This window comes from Vibrio sp. Isolate32 (assembly GCF_022397955.1).
GTDB lineage: Bacteria > Pseudomonadota > Gammaproteobacteria > Enterobacterales > Vibrionaceae > Vibrio.
In genome coordinates this window covers 1-26,151 of the sequence record NZ_JAKEUQ010000040.1, presented here as the reverse complement: position 1 = coordinate 26,151, position 26,151 = coordinate 1, and the positions used below count along the sequence as shown (strand labels likewise).

The window sequence follows — 26,151 nt, the reverse complement described above, 5'->3', positions numbered from 1 at the left end:
AGTCAGTTCATGAAAGAACTAGACTTAATCAGTTGCCAACTACCGAAGCACTCGTACAAAAAAACACAACTGGAACATGTTCATATACCCAATCGGTTAAATCGTCAGTTCGCGGTAACTGAACCGAATCAAGTCTGGTGCGGCGATGTGACCTACATCTGGACGGGACAGAGATGGTCTTATCTAGCGGTTGTTATTGATTTGTTCGCACGAAAAGTCATCGGTTGGGCGATGTCTAACKCACCAAATAGCGCATTGACTGGCAAGGCGTTGACTATGGCCTATGAGAGCCGTGGAAAGCCGTCTGGTGTCATGTTCCACTCGGATCAAGGTTGCCAYTATACGAGTAAGAAGTATCGTCAATTACTATGGAGATATCGAGTTACTCAAAGTATGAGTCGTCGTGGGAACTGTTGGGATAACAGTCCTATGGAGCGAGTGTTCAGAAGCTTGAAGACGGAATGGGTACCAAAGAATGGCTATAGAAGTTTTACTGAAGCGAACCAAGCAGTAACGGATTATCTGGTTGGCTATTACAACCAGCATCGTCCCCACCAATATAATGGTGGATTAACACCAAATGAATCAGAACGACAGTTCTGGTTCCCTCATAAAACCGTGGCCAGATTTACTTGACCACTACAAAGAGCACTAACCACAGGATAAGTAAGGACACCATATCTTAGATGTAACATTGCCTCAAATCGGAGGCTCACTTGTATACAGAATTACAGATAATTTTCAGATCCTGAGATCTGAATCTTTAATTTAATGAGTACATGTTAATATAATTAGGAAATTAAATGCGTCATTTATCAATTAAATCCAAGGTTATTCTTTTTATCTATTTGATGATAACAGGAATTATTGCAATCAATGTACATATTCAAATGATGAATATGGGCGTTAGCGACCCTGAATGGGAACCACCAGTATGGGTAGATACCCTTTGTTTTGCTATTCAAGCACTTGGATTCCAATGGTTGACTAAACTCATATTTAAATGTAACCGTAAACTAAGCCTAATCAAACATTGGGCAATTGTTTTCATTACCATGTCAGCCTTGCAAGAATTACTGTTCCGCTTGCCTCTAAGCGCAGGATACGTTACGGACCAAAAATATTTGTTTATATGGGTTCACAGTTACCTACCAGAGTTACTAATGACTTTCGCCCTCACAATAATAATGGTATTACTACAGAGGATCTTCACATCTCACCACTATTATGTGAAATATATTGTTATTGTCGGTGTTGCAAGTCTAGGGTTCCTTTTTTTACAACCAATCATACAACAAAACATTCACTCGTTACTTGAGTTTATCCCGCCACCAGATCCATCTGGCCAGCTACAAACCCCTTATCCTTGGCAAGTAGAAGCTATTGCTTCGTTCACTTTTATTGAGCCTGTGCTCGCGGCATTATTTATCTGTTATTTACTAAGTAAGGGCAAGCAGCAAACATATCTTGGTTTATCATTGAAAACAGTCATCGCGTTGATGGTTTTGACGCAACAAGGTGCTACGTTTATATTCTACCTTTACTATTCAACCATTGATGATATGAGTGAACGTTTACTGAGTATTTCTCAATTTACATTGGAATTTGTTGTGGTAGGGTTAGGTGTCACTGCAGCGGTAATATATACAAATAAAATCAAAAGGTCCTCCCTGACCAGGGTGAGATCGTGAAGGTTTTTCAATCAAAATTACGATCGATTTGACGATCACATTTAGCTGTAATCATATACTCCCTTTTTAGGGAGAGCATCATGCACATTGACCACTTCAAAGAACATTTTCAAACGATTATCGACCAACGCCAAAGTGCAAAGGTCACATATTGCCTGTTTGATGTTTTTTTTGGTTCACTATGTGCGGTAATTGTAGGCGCGAAAGGCTGGTTTGATATACGCAAATACATTCTCAGCCATCACGATTGTTTTAAGAGGAATGACTTGTTTTTGAATGGCATTCCTGCAGATGACACGATTGCTCTTATCATCTCTACCATTGAACCTGAGCAGTTTCATGAGTGCTTCGTTAACTGGATGTCGTAATACATACTCTTATCGAAGGGCAAGTGATTGCGACTCGCAGTAATATTGATGCAATCCCTTTTAGACCAGCTATAAAAGAGCTATGCTTCTTTCTGGTGTATGGAAAATAAGGAAAGTTGCGGTGTAATCTGTTGATTCTGTTGTCCGAAAAACTATTATCAGCTAATAATCTTCAAGGCAAGAGGAAGTCTGGTAAAGCAGATTAGGCGCTGGCTAAAATACAAAACTCTATGGGATAGAAGCGCGCTTAAAAGGTGCCTCTACCCAAAACCGAAAAGCAGAGCGCCACTGTATAACAAGCCGATACTGGATGACGAGTCAAAAAGTGATAAGCTCTAGTCCATTAGGTAAAGTGGTTAAAAATACGCTTGGGCAGTGGCCAAAGCTTATTCGTTGCATCGAGGATGGTCACCTATCGATAAACAATAACTGTGCTGAACGCGCCATTAAACCGCTGGTCATTGGCCGAAAAAACAATACACCCAATGATTCTGATGCGTGGGTGATACTTTACAGTATCGTAGAGATTACGAAAGCTAATGGCCTTATCCTCTATGACTACATGGTCAAGTTCATAAAAGATCAGGTGAAAGCTGAGCCAGATATTGATGCGCTCCTACCTTAGGGCTTCAGACACTAGCAATGTCACCCCATATGTTCATGGACTCTTACGCATTACACCTAGGGGCTCGCCTTTGAAAACATTGACTGCAAATTAACGTAACAATATTAGTTAGCTATTTGAGACAACAGCTCAGGATTAACCACCAAGTTTCTCACACCGTGTGCGTGGTCTTCATTAAAATCGTTCCCTTCACACCAGCTACCAACCGTTGCGATGTTCACTTTCGCCACTTGTGGTCTCACGCTCCATGTTACTTGGAATGGTGAACCTTGCTCGTTGTAGCCAGGGCCGGTAGTAGAGCCTGCGTATTGAATAGCAGAACCTGTATTTTGTGGAATGTTGGTCGCTTGGTGTAAACCATTCACTTTAGAGTGTTTAGCTAGCTCTTCAAAATCGAGCGCTTTGTCGTCGTTCACTAAGACGTAAACTTGGGTTTCTACACGTAACTGAGGGTTGGTAATCGCATCATTGAAACACGCCCCCAATGTTTCACCCGGCTCCACTTGTGCCGTTGAGTACACATAATGCACTTCGATAGTATCACCAGAATGAAGTGAACCATGGTCACTCGGGCAAATATCCTTCCCGAATGGCTTCAGTTCTGCCTGACTTAGCTTACCCGTGTATTTGAATCCACTTTGGAAACCTTTGCCGTCACCATTACCCGCATACTGGGTAAACTCACCGCCTTTGTGCTCTGCATTTTTATGAAAGTGAATATTACATAAGTTCATTGCGGATGAATCCGGCGCATCAGAGAACAGACGCTCGTTAGTCCCTCCATATGAACCTAGATCACGTGGTGCCTGCGGGCCAAAACCTTTGCCTTGTGTATTTTCGGACAGTTGTGCCCTTTGTTCGGCGATAACGCTGTCTGAAACCGCCTCATGGCTAGCATCAGACGCACTCGCCTGTGTCGATAACATAACCATGGCGACGCTTAAAAACACACTTTTGTTTTTCATATCTCTTCCCTAGACTCTAATTTATTAAACCTAACTGTGTCACAACGGCATATTACTATGCTCACGAGTGAATATAAGACATTGTCTTTGTAAGATTAGATTTCAATGCTTACTTTGGGAGAGTATTCAAACCCTTGGTGCATATCACAAGATCAATAGGTTAAATACGGCGACTCCCTTCCATAACAAGTAAATAGCGAACTGCGCTGACCTGCCCCTTACTCAAATCCAACTCATATTGTGTTAGTGAGCAGAAACAAGACGTTACGTAACCCTGAGGAGTTTACTGCCAGTCACCAAATTCAGGAACAAAAAAGACGAACCCATTGGCTCGCCTATTTTGTTTTGTCAGTAATTTTTGAAATCTAGCTATTGTGCTGGTCGCGTTCCTGAAGCAAATATTCCGAAAGTCATGACATTCAAAGCATCTGTCACACCCTCCAATGATTTGATGACTTGCTTCGTAGGCCCGTTACTGAATATATGGTTTCCCAAGCCTTTTTCGCTATGAACCTGAGCATGCTCCTCAGGGGCTTGTTTATCTGCCTCTTGGGTATTTTCATTAGCTTCAGGAGATTCACTCAGCTCATGAGAAGCCGAACCTTCATCGCTATTTATATCGCTGTCTTCTGGAGTAATAACGGAGCTGTCGTTAACGTTATTTGCAGCAGGCTCAATGAGCGCTTCACTTGCCGTCTCATTAACCGCAGCCTCTTCGACACTGTTGTTAATCACTTTTTCATTGCTTGAGATATTTTCGTCAGTTTGATTTTCACTCGTGGTCGCACAAGCGGATAAAAGCAACAGGCTAATAGTTAATGTGATTAATTTTCTGACCATGACGATTGGGGCTGGGTTAATAAAACATTGTTCGATTGTAAGTAAATTAAACCAGAAGTTCCAGTTACACGCTTGTTTTGTCGTAACGAGATGTGTACATAATTACGTACTGCTCAGAGGCTCATGGCTTTACGACGTCTGACTTCAAGCTTAAATTGAGTAACTGATTTATGAGTAGCACAATCCACCTATACCGACCTTCTAATAATTCGATACTTCGATTAGGTTACCATCAGGATCTCGTAGATAAATTGAGATAATCTTGTCCACCGCACCCGTTCGTTCCACAGGGCCCTCTTCGATCGTGACGCCTTGTCCAGTGATATGTTCGTATACTTCATCAATGTGTGTGTTGGTTATGAAACACAAGTCCGCACTCCCGGCTTGAACATGTTTAGCCTTAGGTTCGAACTCTTTCCCTTGCTGATGGAGATTTATCTTTTGGTTGCCAAACGATAATGCCCAGCGTCCCTCTCCAAACTGTATAGGTTTCATTCCTAACACTTTCTGATAGAAATCTACTGTTATCTCGATATTTTTAACAGTTAATACAAGGTGATCTAGATGACTTACTTCCATAAATGATGCGTCTCCATGAATAACAGACTCCTAACTTAAACATCCGACAGGAACCTTGAATGTTCGCCACTCGTAATCTAACGCTTAGAAGAGTGACACAAGCACCTTGTACGCCGGTACATCTCATTATTGACGAACAAAGGGAGTATATTTAAGCACTCCCTTTGTTCGATTTTTCTATTAGATTAACGGGTTAAGTTAGTCACACATCCCGTCAAATGTCCAATGCCAGTAACTCTGGAATGGATCTGATTCCCAGTTATCAACGTTGGCCGTAAAACGGTTACCCCAATACTGAACGGTAGCGCCTGCAGGATAGAAAATGTTCGGACTCCACTCTGGAACGTCAACGCAAGAACCTTCTGGCTCTGGTTGTGGTTCAGGCTGAGGCAGTTCCAATACACTGCTTACCGCTACATAAGCGTCCGTTGCACCTTGTGCACCAGATACCATTACGTAGATATCATCCCCTTGTATACCGCCAAAGCCACAATACTCGTAGTTATCCAAGTTAGTAGACGAGCAATCATAATCATTCAAGGATGCAGGGCGACCAATAGCAACATACAAATCAACGTTACCGTAACCATTGTAAGTTTGGATCCAAACATCGCTTTGAGAGCTGTTCTTTAGAACGAATTGCTGCTGATCGTTACCGCTGCTCAACACAGGTGCAGGCACATTAAACTCAAGAGCCGTGATGCTCGGTGTTGGTGTTGGCGGATTAGGGTTCGGATTCGGCTGACCGGAACCACAATCTTGAACATTAATTCCAACCTGGCTAAATGCAGTACGTACCGCTGATGCTTCGTAACCTAGCTTTTGCGCTGCCTTACAAACACCATCCGCTCCATCTTGGAAATTGGATCTCGACGTCCAGTAAAGTTGGTTCGCTGTCGCGTAAGCCATAAATGCTTTTTTAATGTCCCAACCGTTACTGGTTGCTAAGTGGTAGAATGCTTTGTTGAAGATTCCTGAACTGTGGTGAACATCGATGCCATTGTAGTATTGGTTAACGTGATCGATAGACATACCATCTTGGCTAGGTTGAATGAAGTAGCGCATTGCTGGGCTGTACTTCATAACGTGCTCACCCATTTTCCAGTTAAAACTGCCATGAACATATTCACTTAAAGCCGCCGCTGCCACATCAGAGAATGATTCATTCATACCACCTGACTGACCAAGGTATTCAAGGTTTGAGTTCTGTTCTGTAAAGCCATGGCTTACTTCATGCGCAATCACATCCCACGTAGCCAATGGGTACATAGACTGGTTGCCATCACCAAACGTCATTTGACGACCATACCAAAACGCATTGCCATAGTTAGAACCGTAATGCACACGCATGATTAGCTTTTGCTGGATTGGACGTGTGTTTAACCACTCTTTGTACATGTCGAATACACGCTGGCCAAAGTAATGCGCATTGTTCATAGGCGCGTATGCACCGTTAATGGCTCGATACTTATTGACGTTCTTACCGTAATTCCCGTTACAAGCAAACTGGTGAGTCTGCCCATAATCTTGTCGATTATTCATATTCACAGTAACAACGTTCTGGCTGTCCATTTGACAATATGAGTTAACTTGGAATCCACCATACTGAATATTTGGGCCGAAGTAGTAGCGACCACTTTTTTGGTTACCACCGGGGCCTGCTGCGCGTTGATCATTGGCAAAGTAAAACCAATATCAGCTTCAATGCCCGCTAACACTTGCCTGGGGGTGACAAGTACCGTAACAAAAACGATTTTATAAATTAATTGTTATTCCCATTCGATTTAATTGACTTTATTTACATATGGTCCACATTTAAATCATTGATAATTAAATCTTTAAATGGAGATTTTTGTCTATAAAGCACCCTATAATTTAGAGTATATTCAAGCCAAACACGCCCTTTACATCGAACAAAACGGCTTCAGTTTTCTCTCTCGAGACTTGCGTACCTTTGCGTAAAATATCAATGAGCTGTGCTTTGTCATCTAACAATTCAGCTCTACGAGCTCTTATCGGCCTTAACATCTCCTGCAAGCACTCATCTAATACCTTCTTAGTTTGTCCATCCCCTAACCCGCCACTGCGGTAATGATCCTTTAACTCACTGACATATTGTGCGTCGCTATGGAAAGCATCAAGATAGGTAAACACAATATTCCCTTCCACTTGACCCGGGTCTTCAAGATTTAAGTGGTTTGGATCGGTATACATGGACTTCACTGCCATTCGAATCTCTTTCTCAGTCGCACCTAGATTAATGGCGTTTCCCATCGACTTAGACATCTTGTTTTTACCATCCGTACTCGGAAGGCGTGATGCGTTGCTCAAAAGCGGCTTACATTCGTTCAAAATAGATTTACCAGCGAGTGAGTTAAGCTTTCGAACAATCTCGTTTGTTTGCTCTAGCATTGGCAGTTGATCATCGCCAACCGGGACTAACGTCGCATTGAACGCCGTAATATCAGCTGCCTGAGATATGGGATAAGTGAGAAAGCCTGAAGGAATAGAACGACCAAACGACTTATTTTGAATTTCACTTTTGACCGTAGGATTACGCTCTAAGCGCGAGATAGATACAAGGTTACTGTAAAACATGGTCAGTTCAGCCAATGCGGGAAGCTGAGATTGAAGGCAAATTGTGGTTTTAGTTGGGTCGATGCCTACAGCCAGATAGTCGGCGACCACATTGAGAATGTTTGAAGAGACCTTTGCCGGATTATGCGCGTTATCAGTCAAGCCCTGCATGTCGGCAACCAATATTGTTTGGTCATGATCATGTTGTAAGGATACACGTTGTTTTAGAGAGCCTACGTAGTGCCCTAAATGCAAAGGGCCTGTCGCGCGGTCGCCGGTAAGAATAATTTCTGATTTATTATCGTTTTGATTTGTTTTCATTAAGTATCTCCAAGTTAAAAAGGCTGCTGGAGATATAAAGAGAGGACAATCTTGATGACATTCTTAGCTACCTTCCAGCAGCGTAAGAATGTGAGTATTCCGTGCTGCTCTAGATAGAGCACCACCAGAAGAAAACTGAAGTTGAAGCGGGATTAAGTTTCATCATTAAAACGTACCAATATTATTGGCTAACGACAACACATTTTATTGATTCAATTTAGCTCGCTGTATTAAATTAAGAATTTACCTCCTAGAAGCATGACTTGGCGAGCATCAGAGTAAGCTTTCAAATCAACGATCTGCGCAACTAAACTGATTACTTAGCAAGGTACGCCGCCATTTCTTGGTCAGGCACCATACCACCGCCAGTTGCCCAAACGAGATGCGTGCTATTGGATAACGTCGAATCATCGATACCTAATCTCGTCAGATACTCACTATCGTGTTCGACATGGATCGCACCCGGCATGCCTGCTAAAGCAGAGGGTTCTAGTTTGATACCTTCTGCTAGATTTAGCTCACCTAACAGCTGATACATGCGTTCATCCGTTAATGTGTAGTAACCATCCAGTAAGCGCTCCATTGCTCTGCCAACAAAGCCTGACGCGCGGCCTACAGCCAACCCATCAGCTGCAGTAAGGTTATCAATACCTAGGTCTTGTACAGCAATCTCGTCATGCAAACCGGTGTGAACGCCTAATAACATGCAAGGCGAATGCGTTGGCTCTGCGAAGATACAGTGAACATGGTCGCCAAACGCCATCTTCAAACCAAACGCCACGCCACCAGGGCCGCCACCTACGCCACATGGCAAGTAGACAAACAGCGGGTGCGCTTTATCGACGACAATCTGTTGCTGCTCAAATTGCTGCTTCAACCGTTCCCCTGCGACGGAATAACCAAGGAACAGTGTTTTCGAGTTTTCATCATCAATGAAGAAACAACTCGGGTCTTGCTCTGCTTCTTTCCGTCCTTGTTCGACCGCTACGCCATAATCTTGCTCATACTCAACCACATTTACGCCATGTTCGCGCAGTTTGTTCTTCTTCCACGCTCTCGCATCGGCAGACATATGAACGGATACGGTAAAGCCTAATTTCGCGCTCATGATGCCAATTGACATGCCTAGGTTGCCTGTTGAGCCTACCGCAATGCTGTATTGTTTAAAGAAGTCTCGAAATTCAGGCTCTAACAGTTTGCTGTAATCATCGCTTTCACTCAGCAACCCAGCTTCAAACGCGAGTTTCTCAGCATGAGTTAAGACTTCATAAATACCGCCACGGGCTTTAATAGATCCTGAGATAGGCAAATGACTGTCTTTCTTCATCATCAATCGCCCTTTTATCGGCAATTGATAATACACCTCCAATGCGGTTTTCATCGTTGGAATATCAACCAGGTCAGATTCAATGATGCCATTGGATAATTGAGTTTCAGGAAATGCTTTTGCTAGATAAGGGGCGAATCGTTGTAGACGTAGACTCGCATCATGAATGTCTGTCTCATCCAAGCCGACATAAAGTAAGCCTTGCTCTAGTGTTGTGACATTTGGGTTAAACCAAACCACCTCTTCGAGTGCCATAAGTTTATTTAGTAATGGAAAGTCACTGGTGAGGTTATTTAGATTCAATTCAGTCATGAGCTACCTTCTCTGGTATTGAGCGTTATGCGCTATTTCAATCACTTGGTGTGCAGCCTATTAGAGCCGTAATCGAGAAATGATTCAATAACCTAAGCTTGCGCGTAACGTCAACAGGATGGTATTTCCCTTTCTATATCCTTGAGGCGACTGTCTTGATGTATTCACTTGGCGACAGACCAAACTTCCCCTTAAAGCGCTGACTAAAACGCCCTTCAGACTGGTAACCACAAGATTGAGCGAGCATCGTGACATTCTGTTGGCCATTTTGCATAAGATACAATGCATGGCTCAAACGCACTTCCGCTAACACTTCACGATACTGCATGCCTTCGAGTTTGAGCTTACGGATTAACGTCGCACGACTCATTGCAAAACGTTCTGCAACATCTTCTAAAGGGTGTTTCTCGTCTGGTGAATGAGAAAGGTAATGACTGAGCTTTTGGCTGAAAGAAACGTTAGAACTTGTAAACAACCGATGTAAGACACCTTTCTCTGCGAGTTGTTGATACAAACCTTGCAACCAAAATTGCTGTGTTGTTTCACTCATGCTTTGACGATCAAACGTGAACAATGCATTCAAAGAGTCTTGCAAGCTACGGTCAGCTTCTACAGTAGGCAAATCAAATTCATTTGAGTTCTTTTCACTCAAATCAAGCATCGCCTGATTAGGTTGAAAATGAAAGCTGAAAACACGAGACAGGAAACGCCCTTTCTGTGGCATATTCTCAAAACTCAGTGATGCCGAGGCTTCACACAACAGCAACTTAGAATGAGTAAGCTCTGCTGACGAGTCTTTCCAAAATAAACGCTTACTGCCTGTGATGATCTGAATAATACTAGGGGATAGAATCCTCACATTACGCAGCTTTTGTAACTGCTCAGCTCGAAACACTGTCACTTGATATTGATGATTCATCTCATCCCCTTATTTTGTTTTTTGTCTATAGCAAATTAACGGGTGTAAGTTGCTGTTAGCCTTGCTTTATCTAGCGCCATGCTATTCAGTGTAAAGCCCACGACAGCTGACGGTGTGTTCTCATCAAGGTTTAACTTATCAGTTGGCAGCGCCCAAACCGTAAATTGATAACGATGCATACCGTCTTTCTCTGGAGGGCAAGCGCCACCAAAACCGACCGTTCCGTAATCGATGCGCCCTTCCTTGCCACCCAACTTGGTAATGTCCGCAGCACGAGTTAATTCATTCACGGTTGCTGGAATATCAAATGCAACCCAATGCCAAAAACCACTTTCGGTTGGTGCGTCTGGGTCATAAGCCGTGATTGCAAAACTTTTGGTGCCTGCCGGTGCGTCTTTCCACATTAGTTGAGGTGATAAGTTCTCACCATCACAACCCCAACTAGAGTATTCAAAAGTCTTAGCCATTGGGTAGCCTTCTTGAATATCGTTACTCGTTAGTTCAAAAGAGTGAGCTGATCCTGCCGCTACGAAGCTGATTGCCAATACTGATTTAATAATTGTTTTCATGATGGTTCCTCTTATTGGTTTGAATCCAGTATATTCAGCCTTATCGTTGTAAAGGTAACAGTAAGTACACAATCACCTAATAAAAATCAAATAAGTGATACTTACTGCACTTTTGAGTTTATAGTGAATGAAACCGTCAATTGAAATGCAATACTCGTTTCGCGACTCTCGGTCACAATTTGATAAAGTGAGGACACTTGTTGACATTCAGGTTACAAATCTCGAGCAAAACTCTTTAGACTCCAGCGAATGACTTTTAATGAGAATAACTGGATGCGCAGGCTGACATTAGCCCTTTATTTTTTGTTTTGGCTGCCTACGTTTGCCAATGCCGAAAGCTTGCAAGACAAATGGCAAACACTCTATCAATCTAGCTGGCAAGCATCCCCGATCTTTGTTTCTCAACAAGAGTTATCTCATTACCCGAAGGCTTTGCTTAAGGACCGTAGTCGTTACCCCGATTTCAACAAATTCAGTTGGCAAGATATTGCGTCGTTAGCCGCGATTCAGCAAACATGCCAAGCGATTGAACCTTCTAATTCCGCGTTAAACGATGCCATCGAGTTCGAGCTTGCTTTATGTCAGCAACAAACCTTAGATTCAATCTGGTTTGCCGCCCATTCTAAAAAACACCCTGCTGGTGGAAGTTTCGCGGACCGTTATGTGGCGCATTACCCAGAGACAAGCGAACAGATTCACCCGTTTTTAACGATTACCAACCCACTGCACCCGCTGTACACCAAACTACAACCCTTAACAGCAGAAGGAAGGGAAGCGCTGCTTGATGGATACCGAGCCTGGCAACAAGGTGATGTACTGTGGTTAAGTGGTGAGCAAGGTTGGAAAGTGGTCCCGCAGGATGTTTGGAAGCCAATTGCGAAGCAACAAGGCATGACCTTATCTGGAGAAAGCTGTTCGTTTCGATACAGTAATCTCTGCATGAGTGAAACGAACAACGACACTCTTTTCATGAAAGTGATGATCTTCTCTTTACTGATTGTTCTATTTTCAATACTAGCAAGATCGCTATTTCTAAGAACAAAACAGCGTAAAGAGAGACAGTTTGTGTTGCAGCTCCTGACTCATGAACTTCGCACGCCAATTACCAGCCTTGGTTTAACCGTCGAAATGTTCAGAAATCGCTATGACGAGTTCCCTGATGCCACTCAAGATGCAGTTTGGCGTTTAATCTCTGACTATCAGAGGCTATCTCAACTTACTGAAAACAGTAAGGTTTACTTGAGCACAGAAAACGCAGAACCTTTATTGAAGCAAAACGCTTCTCTCGAAGAGTGGCTTGAACATGTATGCGAAAAGCACAACATCGGCTATCAATGTGATTCCGGTGAAGTAGAGCTTAACCTGCCCTATTACTGGCTGACCATTTGCTTAGATAACTTGATCAAGAACGCTAAGCAACACGGCAAAGGTAATGTATTAGTTACCGTGACCCTTGCTGACAAGTTAAGAATTGAGGTCCAAGATCAAGGACATTTCCCTTCATTAGTAGAACGAACCTTGTCCCGAGTCACTCCAAATGATGCGCATAGACACGATAACATGGGTATTGGCCTCACCATTGTTGAACACTTGATGAAACAGGCGAATGGACGCCTCATTATTCTCCGTAATCCAACCCGTTGTATTTTGGAAATAGTTTATGAACACCCTACTGCTGATTGAAGATGACCCACTACTTGGACAAGGCCTCGTCAACTTCTTTGAGTCCAATGGTTATCAATGCCTTTGGGCACAAGAAGCTGCGCATGCCAGTAAGCTTTGGTTACGAGCCGACCTCGTGGTACTCGATAGGCAGCTTGAGGATGGCGACAGCTTACAACATCTTCCAAACTGGTTACTTCTAAAGGCACTACCTGTGATTGTGTTAACCGCTAAAGTAGAAGTTCAACAACGTGTTGAGGGCTTAATGGCAGGAGCAAAAGATTATGTGACTAAGCCTTTTTCTAATGAAGAGTTGCTCGCGCGGGTCATCACTCAACTGCGTCCGCTGGGTGTGAGCCACCTAAATTACGCCGACATCCAAATCAACTTGTCAGAAAGAATCGCGTATCTGGATGAAAGCCCAATCGCACTTAAACCTAAGGAATTTCAGTTACTGGTTCTGTTTATTCAAAACCAAGGGCGGGTGTTTCATCGAGACGAACTGCTCAACAAAATTTGGGGCTATCAAGCCTTTCCAAGCACCCGAACCGTGGACAATCATATACTTCGTTTGCGTCAGAAACTGCCGACACTCCACTTAGAAACTCACCGCGGTGTTGGTTATCGTTTAGTTGGGGATTCGAAATGAAAGTAACATCGTTAACCGCTTTGCTGTGTGCGTTGCCGTTTGCTAGTCATGCGACTTGGTTTGCAGACACACCTTTACAGCGATCTTACCAATCGCTACTTGATGAGCAACCACAGCTCGCATGGCAAGAGTTACAGATCGCACTCAATCAAGAAACGCTTGATAGTCAGCTTTGGCTATCCGTAAAACAAGAAATACTGACTCGAACTCAATGTGGAAGACAACTAAAACAAAGTGATGTCTCTACCCACCATATCCAAGTGAGCTTTATTAAACGTTACGGTCTTTCATCTCAAGGCTATCAGATTAAAATCTCAGCCAAACCACGCAGCAGTGCTCTAAATGAACAGGCACAGCCAGTCACACTCATCGCTCCAGATGGTCTTTCGATACTCGAAGGGCAGTTCGACTCGGGCGTTGATTACCAAGAAATCGAGACGAATGAGATGTTCATTAAGCCTGAATCTGGTGTTTATCAATTAACCGTTGGGACGAACAGCTACCCCATTGTTGTAGCTTTAGATGACAGCAATCGCTGGTTAGCACTGGAGAATAAACTTGAGAACGCACACCTTGTGATCACGCCACCTGAGGTTATCGAGAACTGCCCTAGCACCCACGTAAGTTGGCAATGGTTTGATGACAACTACAACATGTTAGGTTTCAAAGTGCCGATCAAGGCAAAGCAAGTAGCGGTTCCAGCTCAAAGCCCTGCGGAAGAAAAGGCCAAGCACCTGAGCGCATCAGTGGAATTGTTCGAGTACCAAGGCGCGATTGAGGTCCAATACGTTCAACGTGTCGCTGTCCCTTTCTAGAAAGCGTTTTTGTATAACTTTGATGGATTTCTTTAGTGGATAGTTTTGATGGATAACTTTGATGGATTTCTTTAGTGGATAGTTTTGATGGATAGCTTTGATGCTTCTACGAGGCAGAAATAGAGACATATAGGTGACAAAACACTAACGCATCTTAGATGTAATAGCCGTAATTACTACTACGGAATCTAAACATGCTGAATATCCACCATAAATTAAATGCGTCACCTTGCGCCATGTTAGCCCTTCTCGCCACTTTTACTTTTTCAACAGAGACACGAGCGAGTGAAGTTACACTTAACGACCATAGTGGCGACAACACCAACAATACTGTTCTAATTAACCCACCGACACTCTCTATTGATTGGAATGGCTTGAGCGTTAACAGTGCAGCGCTAACCGTTGACGGTATCCCTCAAACAGTGGACGAGATAACCACGAATTCAACCAGCGCCGCTTGGACGTTAATGCCAAGCCGTATCGCAGTACACACGGAATTAAACCAGGGTGACTTAGTCCTGCGATTCACCCTACCTTCCGATATCAGGGTAAAGCGCAACCAACCAATAGAACTGGCTTGGTTTGACCTTGCGGAACAAGAAACACAAACACTGCTACTGCCCTTTAGTGAAGGTATGCGCGTGCCTACAGGCAATAAGCTATGGGCCAGCTATCTCGCCAATAACCACTCTGGAAGTAACACAACTCAAGACTTAAAGATGCCGTTTTGGACCACGCAACAAAGCGATCGATTCATCAGCTACCAGTTGATCAACCCAACCAATAACCAACTGTTTTTTACTGATATCAGTTCTGGATCGAGCTCGAAGAAGAAGTCCCTTATTGATATGAGCGCATCACACCAATTTACCACGCTAAATCAATCACAACCTTTTGCTGTCCGCATAACGCTCGGCAATTCAATGCTCGACGGTGCCAAGCAATACCGAGACTGGCGCATCGCCAATGGATTATCAGAGTCACTAGCGTCAAAACAAACGCGTAATCCAGATATCAACAAACTGGTTGGTGCAAGTCATGTCTACCTATTTGGTAAAGATCCTTTGAGTATCCAAGATGTAAAAGACTGGTGGGGACTAAAAGAATGGTACTTTGAACGCTCAAAGCTCAGCATATCCGATGATGCTAAGCGCGAAGTATCACCTTTGTCTAAGGGTAAGGACTGGTTGAGCCAATACCACAAACAGTTGCTGTTGGATTCGATTAGCCAATCACTGAAAAGCTTATATCCCGTCGCATCTCCTACACTTGCTGACAACACGATTGAGGCGCAATACATCGCAGCGCAAAGCAGAAAAAAATGGTTATTTGAACATGCCTCTTCGTTTCTAAATTCACCAGACACTTGGGGACAAGCTTTATCATCCGGCATGGTCGATAATCTAAATAACGCCGGATTGAACAAGCTTTGGTTGGGCTTTGATAACTGGATGCCTGCCTTTTATCAGCCAAACGCGGTCGAGTTAGCCAAACAATCTGGTTACTTGGTTGGGACTTACGACTCCTATAACACCGCAATACCGGCTCAATTAAATGACAGCTGGTTAACCGCTCAGCTACCAGAACAAATACGAAAAACATGCGCAATTGAACAAGCTGATGGAGCTTTGAAAAAAGGATTTCGTGGTAACGGCTTCTACTTAAACCCTAATTGCCATTTGGACTACGTAAAACAGCGCGTTAAAGACATCATGAAATTTGGTCACTTCAATAGTTTATTTTTAGATGTCGATGCGACCGCAATGGCACGTGAAGACTACCGTGACAATACCAGTGAATCGCAGATGCTTTCCGCTTTTAACAACCGAATGCAGTGGCTAAGCGAGCAACCATCTCTCGTATTGGGATCCGAAGACGGCAACAGCATAACCACCAAAGGCATTGCGTTCGCGCACGGCTTAGAAACGGTTGGGTTCGGGTGGACAGATAAAGAGATGAAACAAGACCGCCAGTCCCCCTACTTTCTAGGTCGCTGGTATCCTGATCATAAGCCGGACTTTTTCTTCAAACGGGCAAAGGTTAAAGAACCGTACAAATCGCTATTGTTTTCGCCTCAATATCGTGTTCCGTTATACCAAGCTGTATTTCATGATGAAGTGATTAATACGCACCATTGGCACTCAGACAGTCTCAAGTTTACCAATGTGAAAACCAACCGTGACTTAACAGCCATGCTATATAACACGCCCGCGATGGTGCACTTAACCAGAGACGATGCTCTTAAAAGCACTAGCCCAAGGCTCAAAGCCTTAAAACACTATCAAGATGGATTTGAGCCGATACACGAACAGCTGTGGGATAAAGCCTTGATTGATTTTTCATGGTTAGATAACAAAGGTAGCGTCCAACAAACAACGTTCAGTGATGGCAGTAAGATCATCGCCAACTTCTCTGACCAAGCGTTTGATCAAGGCGACATTGATGTAGCTGCGGCTTCCATCAAAGCAATATTAAGCAATGGAGAAGTCATAAAGTGGGAAGCCGAACTTAACTGAGCGTGATTTATTTAATCCCTTAGCTGCTAATAGAAAGCTAAGAGATTGGGCGTTCCGTAATGGTGCTCAGGATTGAGCTAACCAAGCTACTTACGCTTCTCACCCTGAAACGCTGTGAGTAGATAATCGATAAATACCTTCTTGCGTTTCGGCATTAATTGTCTGTCGGCATACACCAAGCTTACTGAGACTTGGGGCATGTTGTATTCCGGCAGCAGATTCACCAGTCGACCAGTCTTAAAATGCTCCCGACAGATGAACTCAGGTAACACAGCCAGCCCCAATCCATCGACACAAGCCGTTAAACACGCGGTAATCGTGTTGACCCGAAGTTGGCTTGGAAGCTGAATCAATTCAGACTCCCCATCACCTAATTGCAATTCCCACTTAGGTAGACGTGCCGCTTTATTTACCACCTCTATCATGCGAAATGGGATCTTAAGATCCTTTGGCGTGTTTATCGGACCAACTTGTTCTAGATATTTAGGACTCGCCACTAGCACACGTTTAGAGGTTGTTAGATATCGTGAGACTAGGCTTGAATCGACTAGCTCACCAATCTGTGCGTACAGGTCGATTCCTTCGCCGATGATGTCAACCTCACGGTTGGTTAGCTCCAAGTTCATCGTCACATTCGGATATTCAAGCAGAAAGCTATGGATATACTTAGCAAGCACTTGATGCCCCAACTCTACCGGCAGTACTACATTCAATGGACCGCGAATCAGGTCTTGGTTTGCAGAGACTTCCAGCTCCGCTTGATTCATGATCTCTTGCATTTGAAGGCTCGACTGATAGAAACGCTCTCCTTCAGGCGTGAGTATCAAACTGCGAGTCGAACGAGTGATCAGTCTCACACCTAAATGCTGTTCTAGCTCCGCTAATTTTCGACTCACTGTTGATTTCGTCATATTCAACACTTCAGCAGCGTGCGTAAAACTCCCACAATCAACGACTTGTGTGAAAACAGTCACAGCATTTAAGTCCATAAGACCTCCGGAAATTACAATTAGTAAGATTTTTGCAACAGTGTTTCCCTTTTTTCCTATCTTATCAATCAATCAGATTCATTTACAATTCGTTACATCCAAATAAAAACAAAATGAGAAAAAAGAAATGGCAGAGAACAACACCGCTTCGCAACCAGTAAGCACAAAAAAACGTAATAAAGCCCCGCTTATTGCCACTGCGATCATGCTGTCATTGGGTTTAGCTGGTGCTGGATATTGGTACGGTTACGGTCAGTACTTTGAATCGACCGATAATGCCTACCTTCAAGGCGACATTACCAATATCAGCCCTAAGGTATCTGGCTATATCGTTAAGTCCTATGTAACGGACAACCAATCAGTTAAGGAAGGCGATCTATTGGTTCAAATCGATGATCGCGATTACCAAGCAGCACTTGCTCAGGCTAACGCTCACCTAGCCGTCGTCCAGTCTGATGTAAAGAACCTCATCGCCCAACAGACGTTACAACGTAGCAAAATTAGCCAAGCAGAAAGTGGCGTTGACTCAGCGAAAGCAGAGTATGAACGTGCGATTCAACAAGTGCAGCGCTCTCGCAGCTTATTAAAACGCAATTACGCTTCTCAAGATGAAGTCGATAGCATGGTCGCTCAACAAAAAGTGACCCTTGCTGACTTAGAAGAAGCGAAAGCCAACCTTGTCGCTACTAATGACCAACTCATCGTTATAGCGAGCGAAATAGAACAAGCGAAGGCATCGGTCACTGAAGCCCAAGCACAACAAGAACAGGCACAGCTAAACCTTGAATACACTAAAGTTTATTCGCCAACAGATGGCGTAATTGGTAAGCGAAGTGTACGTGAAGGCTTATTGATTCAAGCTGGTGCTCCGCTCATGAGTTTAGTGCCAAACAATCAAGTTTGGATTGAGGCGAACTTCAAAGAAACGCAGCTAAGTGGTATTCACAAAGGCCAAACGGTTGAAGTGGAATTGGATGCTTTCCCTGGGCAACCACTAGAAGGCGTTGTCGACAGCTTCTCACCTGCAACTGGCGCGAAGTTCGCACTACTTCCACCAGAAAACGCAACAGGTAACTTCACCAAGATCGTTCAACGTGTACCTGTGAAAATTACCATTCCAGACCAGAAAGAGCTAAAAGGTCGTCTGCTTCCTGGTTTGTCTGTGGTTGCGACCATCGATAAACGAGGCTAACCATGAGCAACGCTGGTGTTATCAACTCAACTCATGATGAGGGCAATGTATCAACTCGCCATTGGATCGCCCTATTCGGTGGCTTGATTGGTGCATTTATGGCGATCTTGGATATCCAGATCACCAACTCATCTCTTAAAGATATTCAAGGCGCGCTATCTGCGACCTTGGATGAAAGTTCATGGATATCTACGTCATACCTAGTCGCTGAAATGATCGCGATCCCACTCAGTGGTTGGCTTTCAAAAGCGCTAGGTAAACGTCGCTATCTAACATGGACTACAGCGATCTTCACCGTGTCATCGTTACTGTGTTCATTCTCTTGGAACATGACCTCGATGATAGTGTTCCGTGCGATGCAAGGTTTTAGTGGTGGTGCTTTGATACCACTCGCCTTCTCACTCGTTATTCAGCTGCTGCCTATCAACAAGCGTGCTGTTGGCATGGCTTTGTTTGGCGTGACCGCGACGTTTGCTCCATCTATTGGCCCAACGTTTGGTGGCTGGTTAACCGAAAACTTCTCGTGGCACTACATTTTCTACATAAACATCCCACCAGCCCTGCTCGTGATCACCATGATCCGCTATGGCTTGGATGATGAAAAGCTCAACCTTAATACCCTGAAAAAAGCCGATTGGTTCGGTATCGCTACCATGGCTCTTGGGCTTGGTTGTTTAGAAGTGGTGCTAGAAGAAGGCAACCGTGAAGAATGGTTTAGTTCAAGCTTTATCATTACGTTGAGCATTATTTCTGCGGTGAGTTTGGTTTACTTCGTGATTAACGAACTTCAACACGAGAAACCATTGGTTAATTTACGGTTACTGCGTGATGGGCAGTTTGCGATGTCTTGTTTGACCTACCTGATATTGGGTATGGCATTACTTGGCTCTATCTATGTGTTGCCGATGTATCTTACTCAGATTCAGCAATACAACGCGATGGAAATTGGTGAAGTGCTGATGTGGATGGGCTTCCCTCAACTATTAATATTTCCAATCGTGCCTAAGCTGACTCAAATCATTAAGCCGAAATACTTAGTGACCTTTGGCTTCGCGATGTTTGGTTTCAGTTGTTACGTAAATACCCACATGACCATAGACTTTGGTGGCAAACAGTTGATTTTATCGATGGTACTGCGTGCGATCGGTAGCCCGTTCATCATGGTTCCGCTTTCTTTAGTGGCAATGAAGAACATCAGCAAAATGGATACACCGGACGCTTCTACGCTAACTAACGTTATGCGTAACCTAGGCGGGGCTTTCAGTATCGCGATTATCGCTACCCTTTTGGATAACAAGACGCGTGAACACTTGGGTCATATCAAAGAGTCATTGCCTTCAGTGAGCCAATTGGGTTGGCAAACACTAAAAGAGCAACAGGCGTTCTTTATTCAATCAGGAAGTGACGCTGCCACGGCGATGCATCAAGCCCAAGTGAGTTTGCTAGGAACCATGCAACGTGACGCAGCAATTATGGCCTACAATGATGTGTTTCTTATGATGACCGCATTCTTGGCATTGGCTGCTGTGTTAATTCTTAGCATGCGTGATTAGGTTTGAAGGCTTAAAAACGTCGTTTGAATATTAGATAAATACCATTCCAATTCAACAAAGAGGTAAGCCTAACCGCTTGCCTCTTTTGATCGAACAAGTGTTAACCCTACAAAATTAAGGGAAAAACAGTCGCCGCAAAGAAACACTGTCAATGGCTTGTGAATATTCTTTAATTACCAATAGCTTATTGACTATATAGATATGAACTGAACACCTTGACAATGTGCAACCTGACTCCTAAATTAAAAATATCATTTGGTATAGAGGAAAATGGATTTGACCTTACCAGGAGACCTAAGGGTGTTAATCGTCGACGACTCTAAAAGTACGACGATTCTGATCAAACAACAGCTTGCTAGTTTAGGCATTGCGCACGAGTGTATTTTCACTACGACGGATTATCGACAAGCTATTAAGGCTGTCGAAACGCATGCCTTTCATGTTCTTCTCATTGATTATCACTTAGAGCAATCTTTTACCGGCTTTGAGCTACTAGGTATTCTGTATCGTAATCGTCTTATCGACCACACGGTTGCAACAATTTTGCTCTCAGGGGATATGCGCCAAGAAACAGTGCTTACTGCCCTATCAGGAGAGGCTCACCATTTTATTTCTAAGCCAATTAACACTCAGGCATTAGGCAAAAAAATCAAAAGTGCCGTATTCGAGTCAAGACAAATAGACCAACTCAATCGCCTATACCCCATTACCACACCCGAATTACTCAAACAGGCACTACAAATAACCAGCGAGAAATCCAACGTTCAATTCGAAGCAACACTGATTGAGCACCTGATCGCCGGGAAGAAATGGCAATTGCTCTCTAGTCTCATCACCCACTCTAAAACTAACATGCATCCAACCAAATTGGTCGCAGAAGCCTTAATTCTAGACAGCTTAGGAAAGCCCGACTTGGCGATAGAGAAGCTGCACAACTATCTTATCGTGCAACCACTATCGTTGAACGTGATTGATTGCCTAAGCTGTATTTATGAAAAACACAAGATGCTACTGCCCGCTTTAAAATTGGCTATTCGTGCATTTGAGATGACGCCAAGTATTAGCCATCGTGCAATCAGAGCGATCGATTTGGCCGAGAATGCTGACAATACACACATGCTCATTAAGCTTGGGGAGATGTACGCAAGCCACATTTCACCCTCCGATATCGACGTAATTCATTCTATCGGAACCCACTTCAATTCCCTTAAAGCGACGTACCAAAGAGAAACTCAAGTACAGAATAAGCGTCTTTTGCTTGAGCATGCCAACCAATTTGCCGAGTTGGTCAATTTGAAGCTCCCAGCCAAACTTCAACAACAAGTATTAGCAAGCCTAGCCCTATTTCAAAGCAATATATTGTTGATTGAAGGCAGCCCGTTAGTTGCGCACAAAAAAGTGATACGAGCGACTAAATTGTTAACTAATCAGTTTTACAATCAACCGACTTCACTGCTATCGCAACTTTTGCCTTTGCTCTCCCATTTTGGTGAATACTCTTTGTATCACATCGTTGAGGAGTGTTTGAAATCACGCGGTGCGGCAATAAACGATAAACTGGAGTCTCGTAAAGACAATCCTTCGAACTGTATCAACATCGAAAACTCAGGATCGATCCAAGAACTACGCGACTTTATTACCAATTACCCTTATTCAGTCGCCGCTAAGCTAGACTACCTTTATGCTGTCAATAACGCATGCGTTGAAACAGACCTTAGCGACGAATACGTGGAAGATCTTATTCAGTTAGACCTTCCTCCTAGATGGAATCAATGGATTAGTGACTCATCAAAATATGGTTATACCACTAAGCCGCCCAGCCCATTTCAATATGCAGCCGACAGGAGTCTATATGCTAGATTTTGATGCTTTAAATGCCTACCTAGACAATGACAGAGATATCATTTTTGCCGTGTTATCAACCTACCAAGAAGACCATGGCAATTCGTTACAAGAGATCGAAGAACTGGTACAACAGCAAGATTGGGGCAAGCTTCATTTCACTGTACATACCTTAAAAGGCATTTTGGCTAGCTTCGGGGAAGAGACAGCAACCGTTGCCCTGGAAAGAGTTGAACAGAACACGTTTAACAAAATTGCTCCTGAAGTAGACGACCTTTCACTGATCTATAGCGAGATAAAAATTATTAATCAACAAATCGATGAAGTGCTCAGCACCTATTGATCTGAAGGTCGTTCCGCTTACTCCATTTTATCCCACCGCAAAATGACGATGAACGTTGAGGTTTTGTTGAATCACAGAATCTCAGCGCTTGTCATTTTCGTATTAAATTATTCCTTTCGCATTATCTATAAATTCAAATCGTTCAGATGTATTTGAGTAGCGAAGCTCCTCTACACATTGAAATCAAAGATGGAAAACTTTACGGTACAACAGACAGGCGTCGCGCTACCAGTTCGATCGGTGAATAATTGTTTTACGGGTGAGTCGCTCAACTCACCCACTATAACGCCTCTGATTTTTCTCTTGTTCTAACCACACATTTTAAATCCACTTCCAAATGCAAAAAGCCAGTCGAACATTTCGACTGGCTTTTCAATAACTCATTTTAGTTTATCGATTAAAGCAATTACTACGAACTTGGCGCTACTCGCTTCTCTTTCAACTGTTCAATCACATAGTCAGGTGCGACTTTACTAAGCTCAGTCAAACATTCATCCGTTTTTTCATTGCCGTAACGCACGTAAATATCACATACAGCGTAGAGTTGCTCTGGAGCGCCAGAAATCAAATACGCCTTTTCAAATGATTTTATCGACTTGTCGATATCGAGATCTTCTTGCAATACACCGTTGAGGTACCAGTAATAACTGTTGTCTTTCGCTAGCTCAGCAGCCACTTCGATCTCTTTTGCTGCGGCGTCCTTCTCTTCTAGTCGAACTAAGGTCAACGATTTTGAGTAATACAAAGCCGCATTGTCCGGCACATTCACTAAACCGCGATCTAACACTTCAACCGCTTGTTGGTCTTTCTTCTGAGCTCGGAAGTTGTCTGCGTAACTCAACCAAACTTGATGATCATTTTGATGCGTTTTGATCAGCTTTAAATAAACCGTTTCTGCCTTTTCCCACTCATTGTGCCAACGTAGCACATCTGCAAACAGTAACTGAAACTTCTCTGATTCTTGTGTTTCCAAGAAAGTGATCAGCTCTTTTACCGCCGGCTCAATTTCCGCTTTTTGCGCATTATCTAGGGTGTTGAAATCACGAACTAAATTCGATGTCGCTGTGTGGCGAACCATAGTGTCGCTATCTTTAAGCAAAGGAGAAACCAATGCCCAACGATGTTCTAGTTGATATGGTTCAGAGCCAATAACCGCAGCTTCTCGCACTTCAGGGTCTTGGTCTTTTAAGCCTCTTGCAACAGCCACCAGCGCGTTTTGGCTTGGGTATGAAGCCAATTCTTGCAGAGCACCAGTGCGGTTTTCAATAGACTGATTCTTATCTTGTGCCATGTAAGACAACTGCTGAATACGTGTTTGAGTGTCAGTCATTTCAAGCACTTGGTTAATGTTCTGTGCAGGTGCGTCAACAGTAGCTTGGACACTGTTTGCTGCCATTGCAGATGTTGATAGCAATGCGGACGCTGAAATAAATAAAGCAAACGCTGTCGCTAAACTCTTCTTGATCATAGTGGTACCTTAAACTAGAGAACTTAGCCTGTCCCTAGACTCATATCTGATTGAATGTCGTTAAGATTGATAGACCTTAAATTAGAACTTGGTCTCGAACGTCGCTTGTTTAGCCATTTCTGCACGACGCGCCATCATTACAGAATCACTGTACTGACCATGAGCTACGGGATGTCTCATAGCGCGAGCGATGTACGCCATTGATTTATCAACATGAGAAAAGAACTTGTGCCAACCCGCACATAAGTAATTCAAACCCGGCTCACCTGAACGAGTTTTAATAAAGCGGTTTTTAGGACACTCACCATGACAAGCAAACTTATAATCACATTGCTGACATTGGCTAGTTAATGTGCGTGATTTAGCAAAGCCAAACTTCTGTTGTGAAGCGCTGTGCGCCTGGTCATCCAACTTATCATGGTGGATATTACCGATTTTGTATTCTGGATAAACATAGTGGTCACATGAGAAAACGTCACCATTAGGCTCCATAGCAAGGCCTTTTCCGCAAATCTCGTTCAAGGTACAAAGCGGATTAGGACGGCCAATCCACGTTTCTAAACTTGCTTCGAAATATTGAACGAACACGTTGCCGATATCGTTTTTCGCCCACTCATCAAACACGGTAATCAGGAAGTTACCCCACGCCAGATCAGATACGCACCATGATTCCATAATTGAATCTTTATGACCCGGGATCAGGCGCTTGTCACCCTGCTTCAATTGCTCGCTCACTTGAGAAGTTTGCGGTGCAACCGTTCTAAAGGTTTTTTGCTCAACGATGGGGATAAATTGCATTTGTGGCGACTTCACCACATCACGTAAGAATCGGTACACTTCTAGTGCATTTTGACTGGTCAGGTTGTTCACACAGGTTAACGTCGCGAATTTCACTTGATGTTTATGCAGCAGTTCAACCGCAGCCATTACTTGTTTGAATGTGCCACGGCCTGCTCGGTTAGTACGGTAGGCGTTATGCAGCATTTCTGGGCCGTCAATACTTAAGCCTACTAGGAAGTTATTCTTTGCTAAGAACTGTCCCCATTCGTCATTCAGTAATGTGCCATTGGTTTGTAGGTCATTGGAAATCAATACACCTTCAGGTTGATACTTTTTCTGTAGCTCAACCACGCGTTCAAAATACGCTAAACCTAGCATAGTTGGCTCACCGCCCTGCCATGAAAAGATGATCTCAGGTGTGTTTTGACCTTCGATGTATTGTCGGATGTAAGTCTCTAACGTTTCATCATCCATTCTTGGAGAACTGCCTTTCTTGTACTCCAACAAATCTTGCTTACTTAGGTAATAACAATATTTACAGTCAATGTTGCACGCTGCGCCAATCGGCTTCGCCATAACATGCAAGCGCTTAGACGCTTTACCATTATATTGAGGACCTTGAGTAATGTGCATGATTTACCTACCTATCTTATTGTCTTGTTCCCATCATAATTCCGAATTGAGTCGGTGGCATGTTATACCCTTTATAACCAATTGGAATGATCTTAAACGTTAGAATTGGCCTCTACTTCGAACATTTGAGGCACGTGATGAAATTTATCAATTACAAATATTTAGCAGCAGTTAGCGGCGTCACCATAACTATTTTCCTAAGCGGCTGTGCAAGCGTGCCTACACACCCTATCGCTCAAAAAATTGACCAAGAGATGGTGTTGGTTGAAGGCGGAACATTCACCATGGGCTCAAACAGCCCAGAAGCGATCAAAGCAGAACGACCAGCCCGTAATGTAACTGTAGATAGTTTCTACATTGCGAAGTTTGATCCGCACCAGCAGTTTTAGACATCGAGTTAAGTGAGTACAATCACTAACGAGGTGAACCATGACAAGCAAGAAAAAACGTATTATCCATTCCCCTGAATTTAAAGCAGAAGCCCTGAAGCTAGCAGAGAAAGTGGGAGTAGCTGCGGCAGCGAGGCAACTGTCATTACACGAATCCCAGATCTATGGTTGGCGTAAGGCAGTTAAGAGCGACACCAGCACCAGTCAGCGAGAAAAAGATCTAGCCG

At 43.5% G+C, this 26,151-nt stretch carries 20 protein-coding genes and 5 pseudogenes; 14 read left to right on the top strand and 11 right to left on the bottom strand.

Features of this window, described 5'->3' with window-relative positions; genetic code table 11:
- The 4 genes and pseudogenes from L1D11_RS20550 to L1D11_RS20535 all read left to right on the top strand — a co-directional run.
- The coding region (locus L1D11_RS20550) for an IS3 family transposase (protein ID WP_239862709.1) at positions 1-636 on the top strand (636 nt) is incomplete at its 5' end.
- A gap of 167 nt (positions 637-803) precedes the next feature.
- Positions 804-1,691, top strand: coding sequence for a hypothetical protein (locus L1D11_RS20545; RefSeq protein ID WP_239834654.1), 888 nt, complete (start codon positions 804-806; stop codon positions 1,689-1,691).
- Between the two features lie 80 nt (positions 1,692-1,771).
- Positions 1,772-2,091: pseudogene (locus L1D11_RS20540) on the top strand (ISAs1 family transposase); the annotation flags it as partial.
- 138 nt (positions 2,092-2,229) lie between these two features.
- Positions 2,230-2,684: pseudogene (locus tag L1D11_RS20535) on the top strand (transposase); the annotation flags it as partial.
- Positions 2,685-2,788: 104 nt separating this feature from the next.
- Here the strand turns inward: L1D11_RS20535 and L1D11_RS20530 are convergent.
- The 8 genes and pseudogenes from L1D11_RS20530 to L1D11_RS20495 form a co-directional block, all read right to left on the bottom strand.
- Positions 2,789-3,649, bottom strand: a complete 861-nt coding sequence (locus L1D11_RS20530; protein ID WP_239834655.1) for a delta-class carbonic anhydrase — start codon at positions 3,647-3,649, stop codon at positions 2,789-2,791.
- A gap of 369 nt (positions 3,650-4,018) precedes the next feature.
- Positions 4,019-4,489 carry a hypothetical protein gene (locus tag L1D11_RS20525; protein ID WP_239834656.1) on the bottom strand — a complete coding sequence of 157 codons (471 nt, stop codon included), beginning with the start codon at positions 4,487-4,489 and terminating at the stop codon, positions 4,019-4,021.
- Between the two features lie 201 nt (positions 4,490-4,690).
- Positions 4,691-5,068: a VOC family protein gene (locus L1D11_RS20520; RefSeq protein ID WP_239834657.1), complete on the bottom strand. Its 378-nt coding sequence runs from the start codon at positions 5,066-5,068 to the stop codon at positions 4,691-4,693.
- 198 nt (positions 5,069-5,266) lie between these two features.
- Positions 5,267-6,733, bottom strand: a pseudogene (locus L1D11_RS20515) (M4 family metallopeptidase); the annotation flags it as partial.
- A 210-nt stretch (positions 6,734-6,943) separates the two neighbouring features.
- On the bottom strand, positions 6,944-7,966 hold the full coding sequence (gene trpS / locus L1D11_RS20510; protein WP_239833778.1) for a tryptophan--tRNA ligase: 1,023 nt from the start codon (positions 7,964-7,966) through the stop codon (positions 6,944-6,946).
- Between the two features lie 316 nt (positions 7,967-8,282).
- Positions 8,283-9,605 (bottom strand): D-serine ammonia-lyase, encoded by a 1,323-nt coding sequence (locus L1D11_RS20505; protein ID WP_239833777.1) that lies wholly within the window; start codon positions 9,603-9,605, stop codon positions 8,283-8,285.
- Between the two features lie 133 nt (positions 9,606-9,738).
- Entirely contained in the window at positions 9,739-10,524 is a 786-nt protein-coding gene (locus tag L1D11_RS20500; RefSeq protein WP_239833776.1) for a helix-turn-helix transcriptional regulator, read from the bottom strand.
- 35 nt (positions 10,525-10,559) lie between these two features.
- Positions 10,560-11,093, bottom strand: coding sequence for a YbhB/YbcL family Raf kinase inhibitor-like protein (locus L1D11_RS20495; protein WP_239833775.1), 534 nt, complete (start codon positions 11,091-11,093; stop codon positions 10,560-10,562).
- Positions 11,094-11,366: 273 nt separating this feature from the next.
- On the opposite strand from L1D11_RS20495, the gene L1D11_RS20490 reads away from it, so the two are divergent.
- The 4 genes from L1D11_RS20490 (at position 11,367) to L1D11_RS20475 (ending at position 16,735) form a co-directional block, all read left to right on the top strand.
- Positions 11,367-12,776 carry a DUF3404 domain-containing protein gene (locus L1D11_RS20490; protein ID WP_239833779.1) on the top strand — a complete coding sequence of 470 codons (1,410 nt, stop codon included), beginning with the start codon at positions 11,367-11,369 and terminating at the stop codon, positions 12,774-12,776.
- Positions 12,754-13,404 carry a response regulator transcription factor gene (locus tag L1D11_RS20485; protein ID WP_239833774.1) on the top strand — a complete coding sequence of 217 codons (651 nt, stop codon included), beginning with the start codon at positions 12,754-12,756 and terminating at the stop codon, positions 13,402-13,404. The genes L1D11_RS20490 and L1D11_RS20485 overlap by 23 nt, the downstream gene beginning before the upstream one ends.
- Entirely contained in the window at positions 13,401-14,219 is an 819-nt protein-coding gene (locus L1D11_RS20480; protein WP_239833773.1) for a DUF2861 family protein, read from the top strand. Before L1D11_RS20485 ends, L1D11_RS20480 begins: the two co-directional genes overlap by 4 nt.
- A 194-nt stretch (positions 14,220-14,413) precedes the next feature.
- Positions 14,414-16,735, top strand: a complete 2,322-nt coding sequence (locus L1D11_RS20475; RefSeq protein ID WP_239833772.1) for a glycoside hydrolase — start codon at positions 14,414-14,416, stop codon at positions 16,733-16,735.
- A gap of 86 nt (positions 16,736-16,821) precedes the next feature.
- On the opposite strand, the gene L1D11_RS20470 is transcribed toward L1D11_RS20475, so the two are convergent.
- Positions 16,822-17,724: a LysR family transcriptional regulator gene (locus tag L1D11_RS20470; protein WP_239833771.1), complete on the bottom strand. Its 903-nt coding sequence runs from the start codon at positions 17,722-17,724 to the stop codon at positions 16,822-16,824.
- A gap of 127 nt (positions 17,725-17,851) precedes the next feature.
- Here L1D11_RS20470 and L1D11_RS20465 point away from each other — a divergent pair, with 127 nt between their 5' ends.
- The 4 genes and pseudogenes from L1D11_RS20465 to L1D11_RS20450 all read left to right on the top strand — a co-directional run bounded on the left by L1D11_RS20465 (position 17,852) and on the right by L1D11_RS20450 (position 22,654).
- Positions 17,852-18,916: an HlyD family secretion protein gene (locus L1D11_RS20465; protein ID WP_239833770.1), complete on the top strand. Its 1,065-nt coding sequence runs from the start codon at positions 17,852-17,854 to the stop codon at positions 18,914-18,916.
- Positions 18,917-18,918: 2 nt separating this feature from the next.
- Complete coding sequence (locus tag L1D11_RS20460; protein WP_239833769.1) at positions 18,919-20,469, top strand: DHA2 family efflux MFS transporter permease subunit; 1,551 nt, start codon at positions 18,919-18,921, stop codon at positions 20,467-20,469.
- Between the two features lie 270 nt (positions 20,470-20,739).
- Positions 20,740-22,328: pseudogene (locus tag L1D11_RS20455) on the top strand (response regulator).
- On the top strand, positions 22,322-22,654 hold the full coding sequence (locus L1D11_RS20450; protein WP_239833768.1) for an Hpt domain-containing protein: 333 nt from the start codon (positions 22,322-22,324) through the stop codon (positions 22,652-22,654). The pseudogene L1D11_RS20455 and the gene L1D11_RS20450 overlap by 7 nt, the downstream one beginning before the upstream one ends.
- Before the next feature lie 409 nt (positions 22,655-23,063).
- On the opposite strand, the gene L1D11_RS20445 is transcribed toward L1D11_RS20450, so the two are convergent.
- Positions 23,064-24,122, bottom strand: a complete 1,059-nt coding sequence (locus tag L1D11_RS20445) for a hypothetical protein (RefSeq protein ID WP_239833767.1) — start codon at positions 24,120-24,122, stop codon at positions 23,064-23,066.
- 81 nt (positions 24,123-24,203) lie between these two features.
- Positions 24,204-25,535: an anaerobic sulfatase maturase gene (locus L1D11_RS20440; protein ID WP_239833766.1), complete on the bottom strand. Its 1,332-nt coding sequence runs from the start codon at positions 25,533-25,535 to the stop codon at positions 24,204-24,206.
- Between the two features lie 137 nt (positions 25,536-25,672).
- On the opposite strand from L1D11_RS20440, the pseudogene L1D11_RS20435 reads away from it, so the two are divergent.
- Both L1D11_RS20435 and L1D11_RS20430 read left to right on the top strand, forming a co-directional pair.
- Positions 25,673-25,906 (top strand): annotated as a pseudogene (locus L1D11_RS20435) (SUMF1/EgtB/PvdO family nonheme iron enzyme); the annotation flags it as partial.
- Between the two features lie 58 nt (positions 25,907-25,964).
- Positions 25,965-26,151 (top strand): transposase (locus tag L1D11_RS20430; RefSeq protein ID WP_239833198.1); only part of this gene is annotated, 187 nt, incomplete at its 3' end.

Coding starts and splice junctions, on each gene's coding strand:
- L1D11_RS20545 (WP_239834654.1), top strand. CDS start 804: ATGCGTCATTTATCAATTAAATCCAAGGTTATTCTTTTTATCTATTTG.
- L1D11_RS20530 (WP_239834655.1), bottom strand. CDS start 3,649: ATGAAAAACAAAAGTGTGTTTTTAAGCGTCGCCATGGTTATGTTATCG.
- L1D11_RS20525 (WP_239834656.1), bottom strand. CDS start 4,489: ATGGTCAGAAAATTAATCACATTAACTATTAGCCTGTTGCTTTTATCC.
- L1D11_RS20520 (WP_239834657.1), bottom strand. CDS start 5,068: ATGGAAGTAAGTCATCTAGATCACCTTGTATTAACTGTTAAAAATATC.
- trpS (WP_239833778.1), bottom strand. CDS start 7,966: ATGAAAACAAATCAAAACGATAATAAATCAGAAATTATTCTTACCGGC.
- L1D11_RS20505 (WP_239833777.1), bottom strand. CDS start 9,605: ATGACTGAATTGAATCTAAATAACCTCACCAGTGACTTTCCATTACTA.
- L1D11_RS20500 (WP_239833776.1), bottom strand. CDS start 10,524: ATGAATCATCAATATCAAGTGACAGTGTTTCGAGCTGAGCAGTTACAA.
- L1D11_RS20495 (WP_239833775.1), bottom strand. CDS start 11,093: ATGAAAACAATTATTAAATCAGTATTGGCAATCAGCTTCGTAGCGGCA.
- L1D11_RS20490 (WP_239833779.1), top strand. CDS start 11,367: ATGCGCAGGCTGACATTAGCCCTTTATTTTTTGTTTTGGCTGCCTACG.
- L1D11_RS20485 (WP_239833774.1), top strand. CDS start 12,754: ATGAACACCCTACTGCTGATTGAAGATGACCCACTACTTGGACAAGGC.
- L1D11_RS20480 (WP_239833773.1), top strand. CDS start 13,401: ATGAAAGTAACATCGTTAACCGCTTTGCTGTGTGCGTTGCCGTTTGCT.
- L1D11_RS20475 (WP_239833772.1), top strand. CDS start 14,414: ATGCTGAATATCCACCATAAATTAAATGCGTCACCTTGCGCCATGTTA.
- L1D11_RS20470 (WP_239833771.1), bottom strand. CDS start 17,724: ATGGACTTAAATGCTGTGACTGTTTTCACACAAGTCGTTGATTGTGGG.
- L1D11_RS20465 (WP_239833770.1), top strand. CDS start 17,852: ATGGCAGAGAACAACACCGCTTCGCAACCAGTAAGCACAAAAAAACGT.
- L1D11_RS20460 (WP_239833769.1), top strand. CDS start 18,919: ATGAGCAACGCTGGTGTTATCAACTCAACTCATGATGAGGGCAATGTA.
- L1D11_RS20450 (WP_239833768.1), top strand. CDS start 22,322: ATGCTAGATTTTGATGCTTTAAATGCCTACCTAGACAATGACAGAGAT.
- L1D11_RS20445 (WP_239833767.1), bottom strand. CDS start 24,122: ATGATCAAGAAGAGTTTAGCGACAGCGTTTGCTTTATTTATTTCAGCG.
- L1D11_RS20440 (WP_239833766.1), bottom strand. CDS start 25,535: ATGCACATTACTCAAGGTCCTCAATATAATGGTAAAGCGTCTAAGCGC.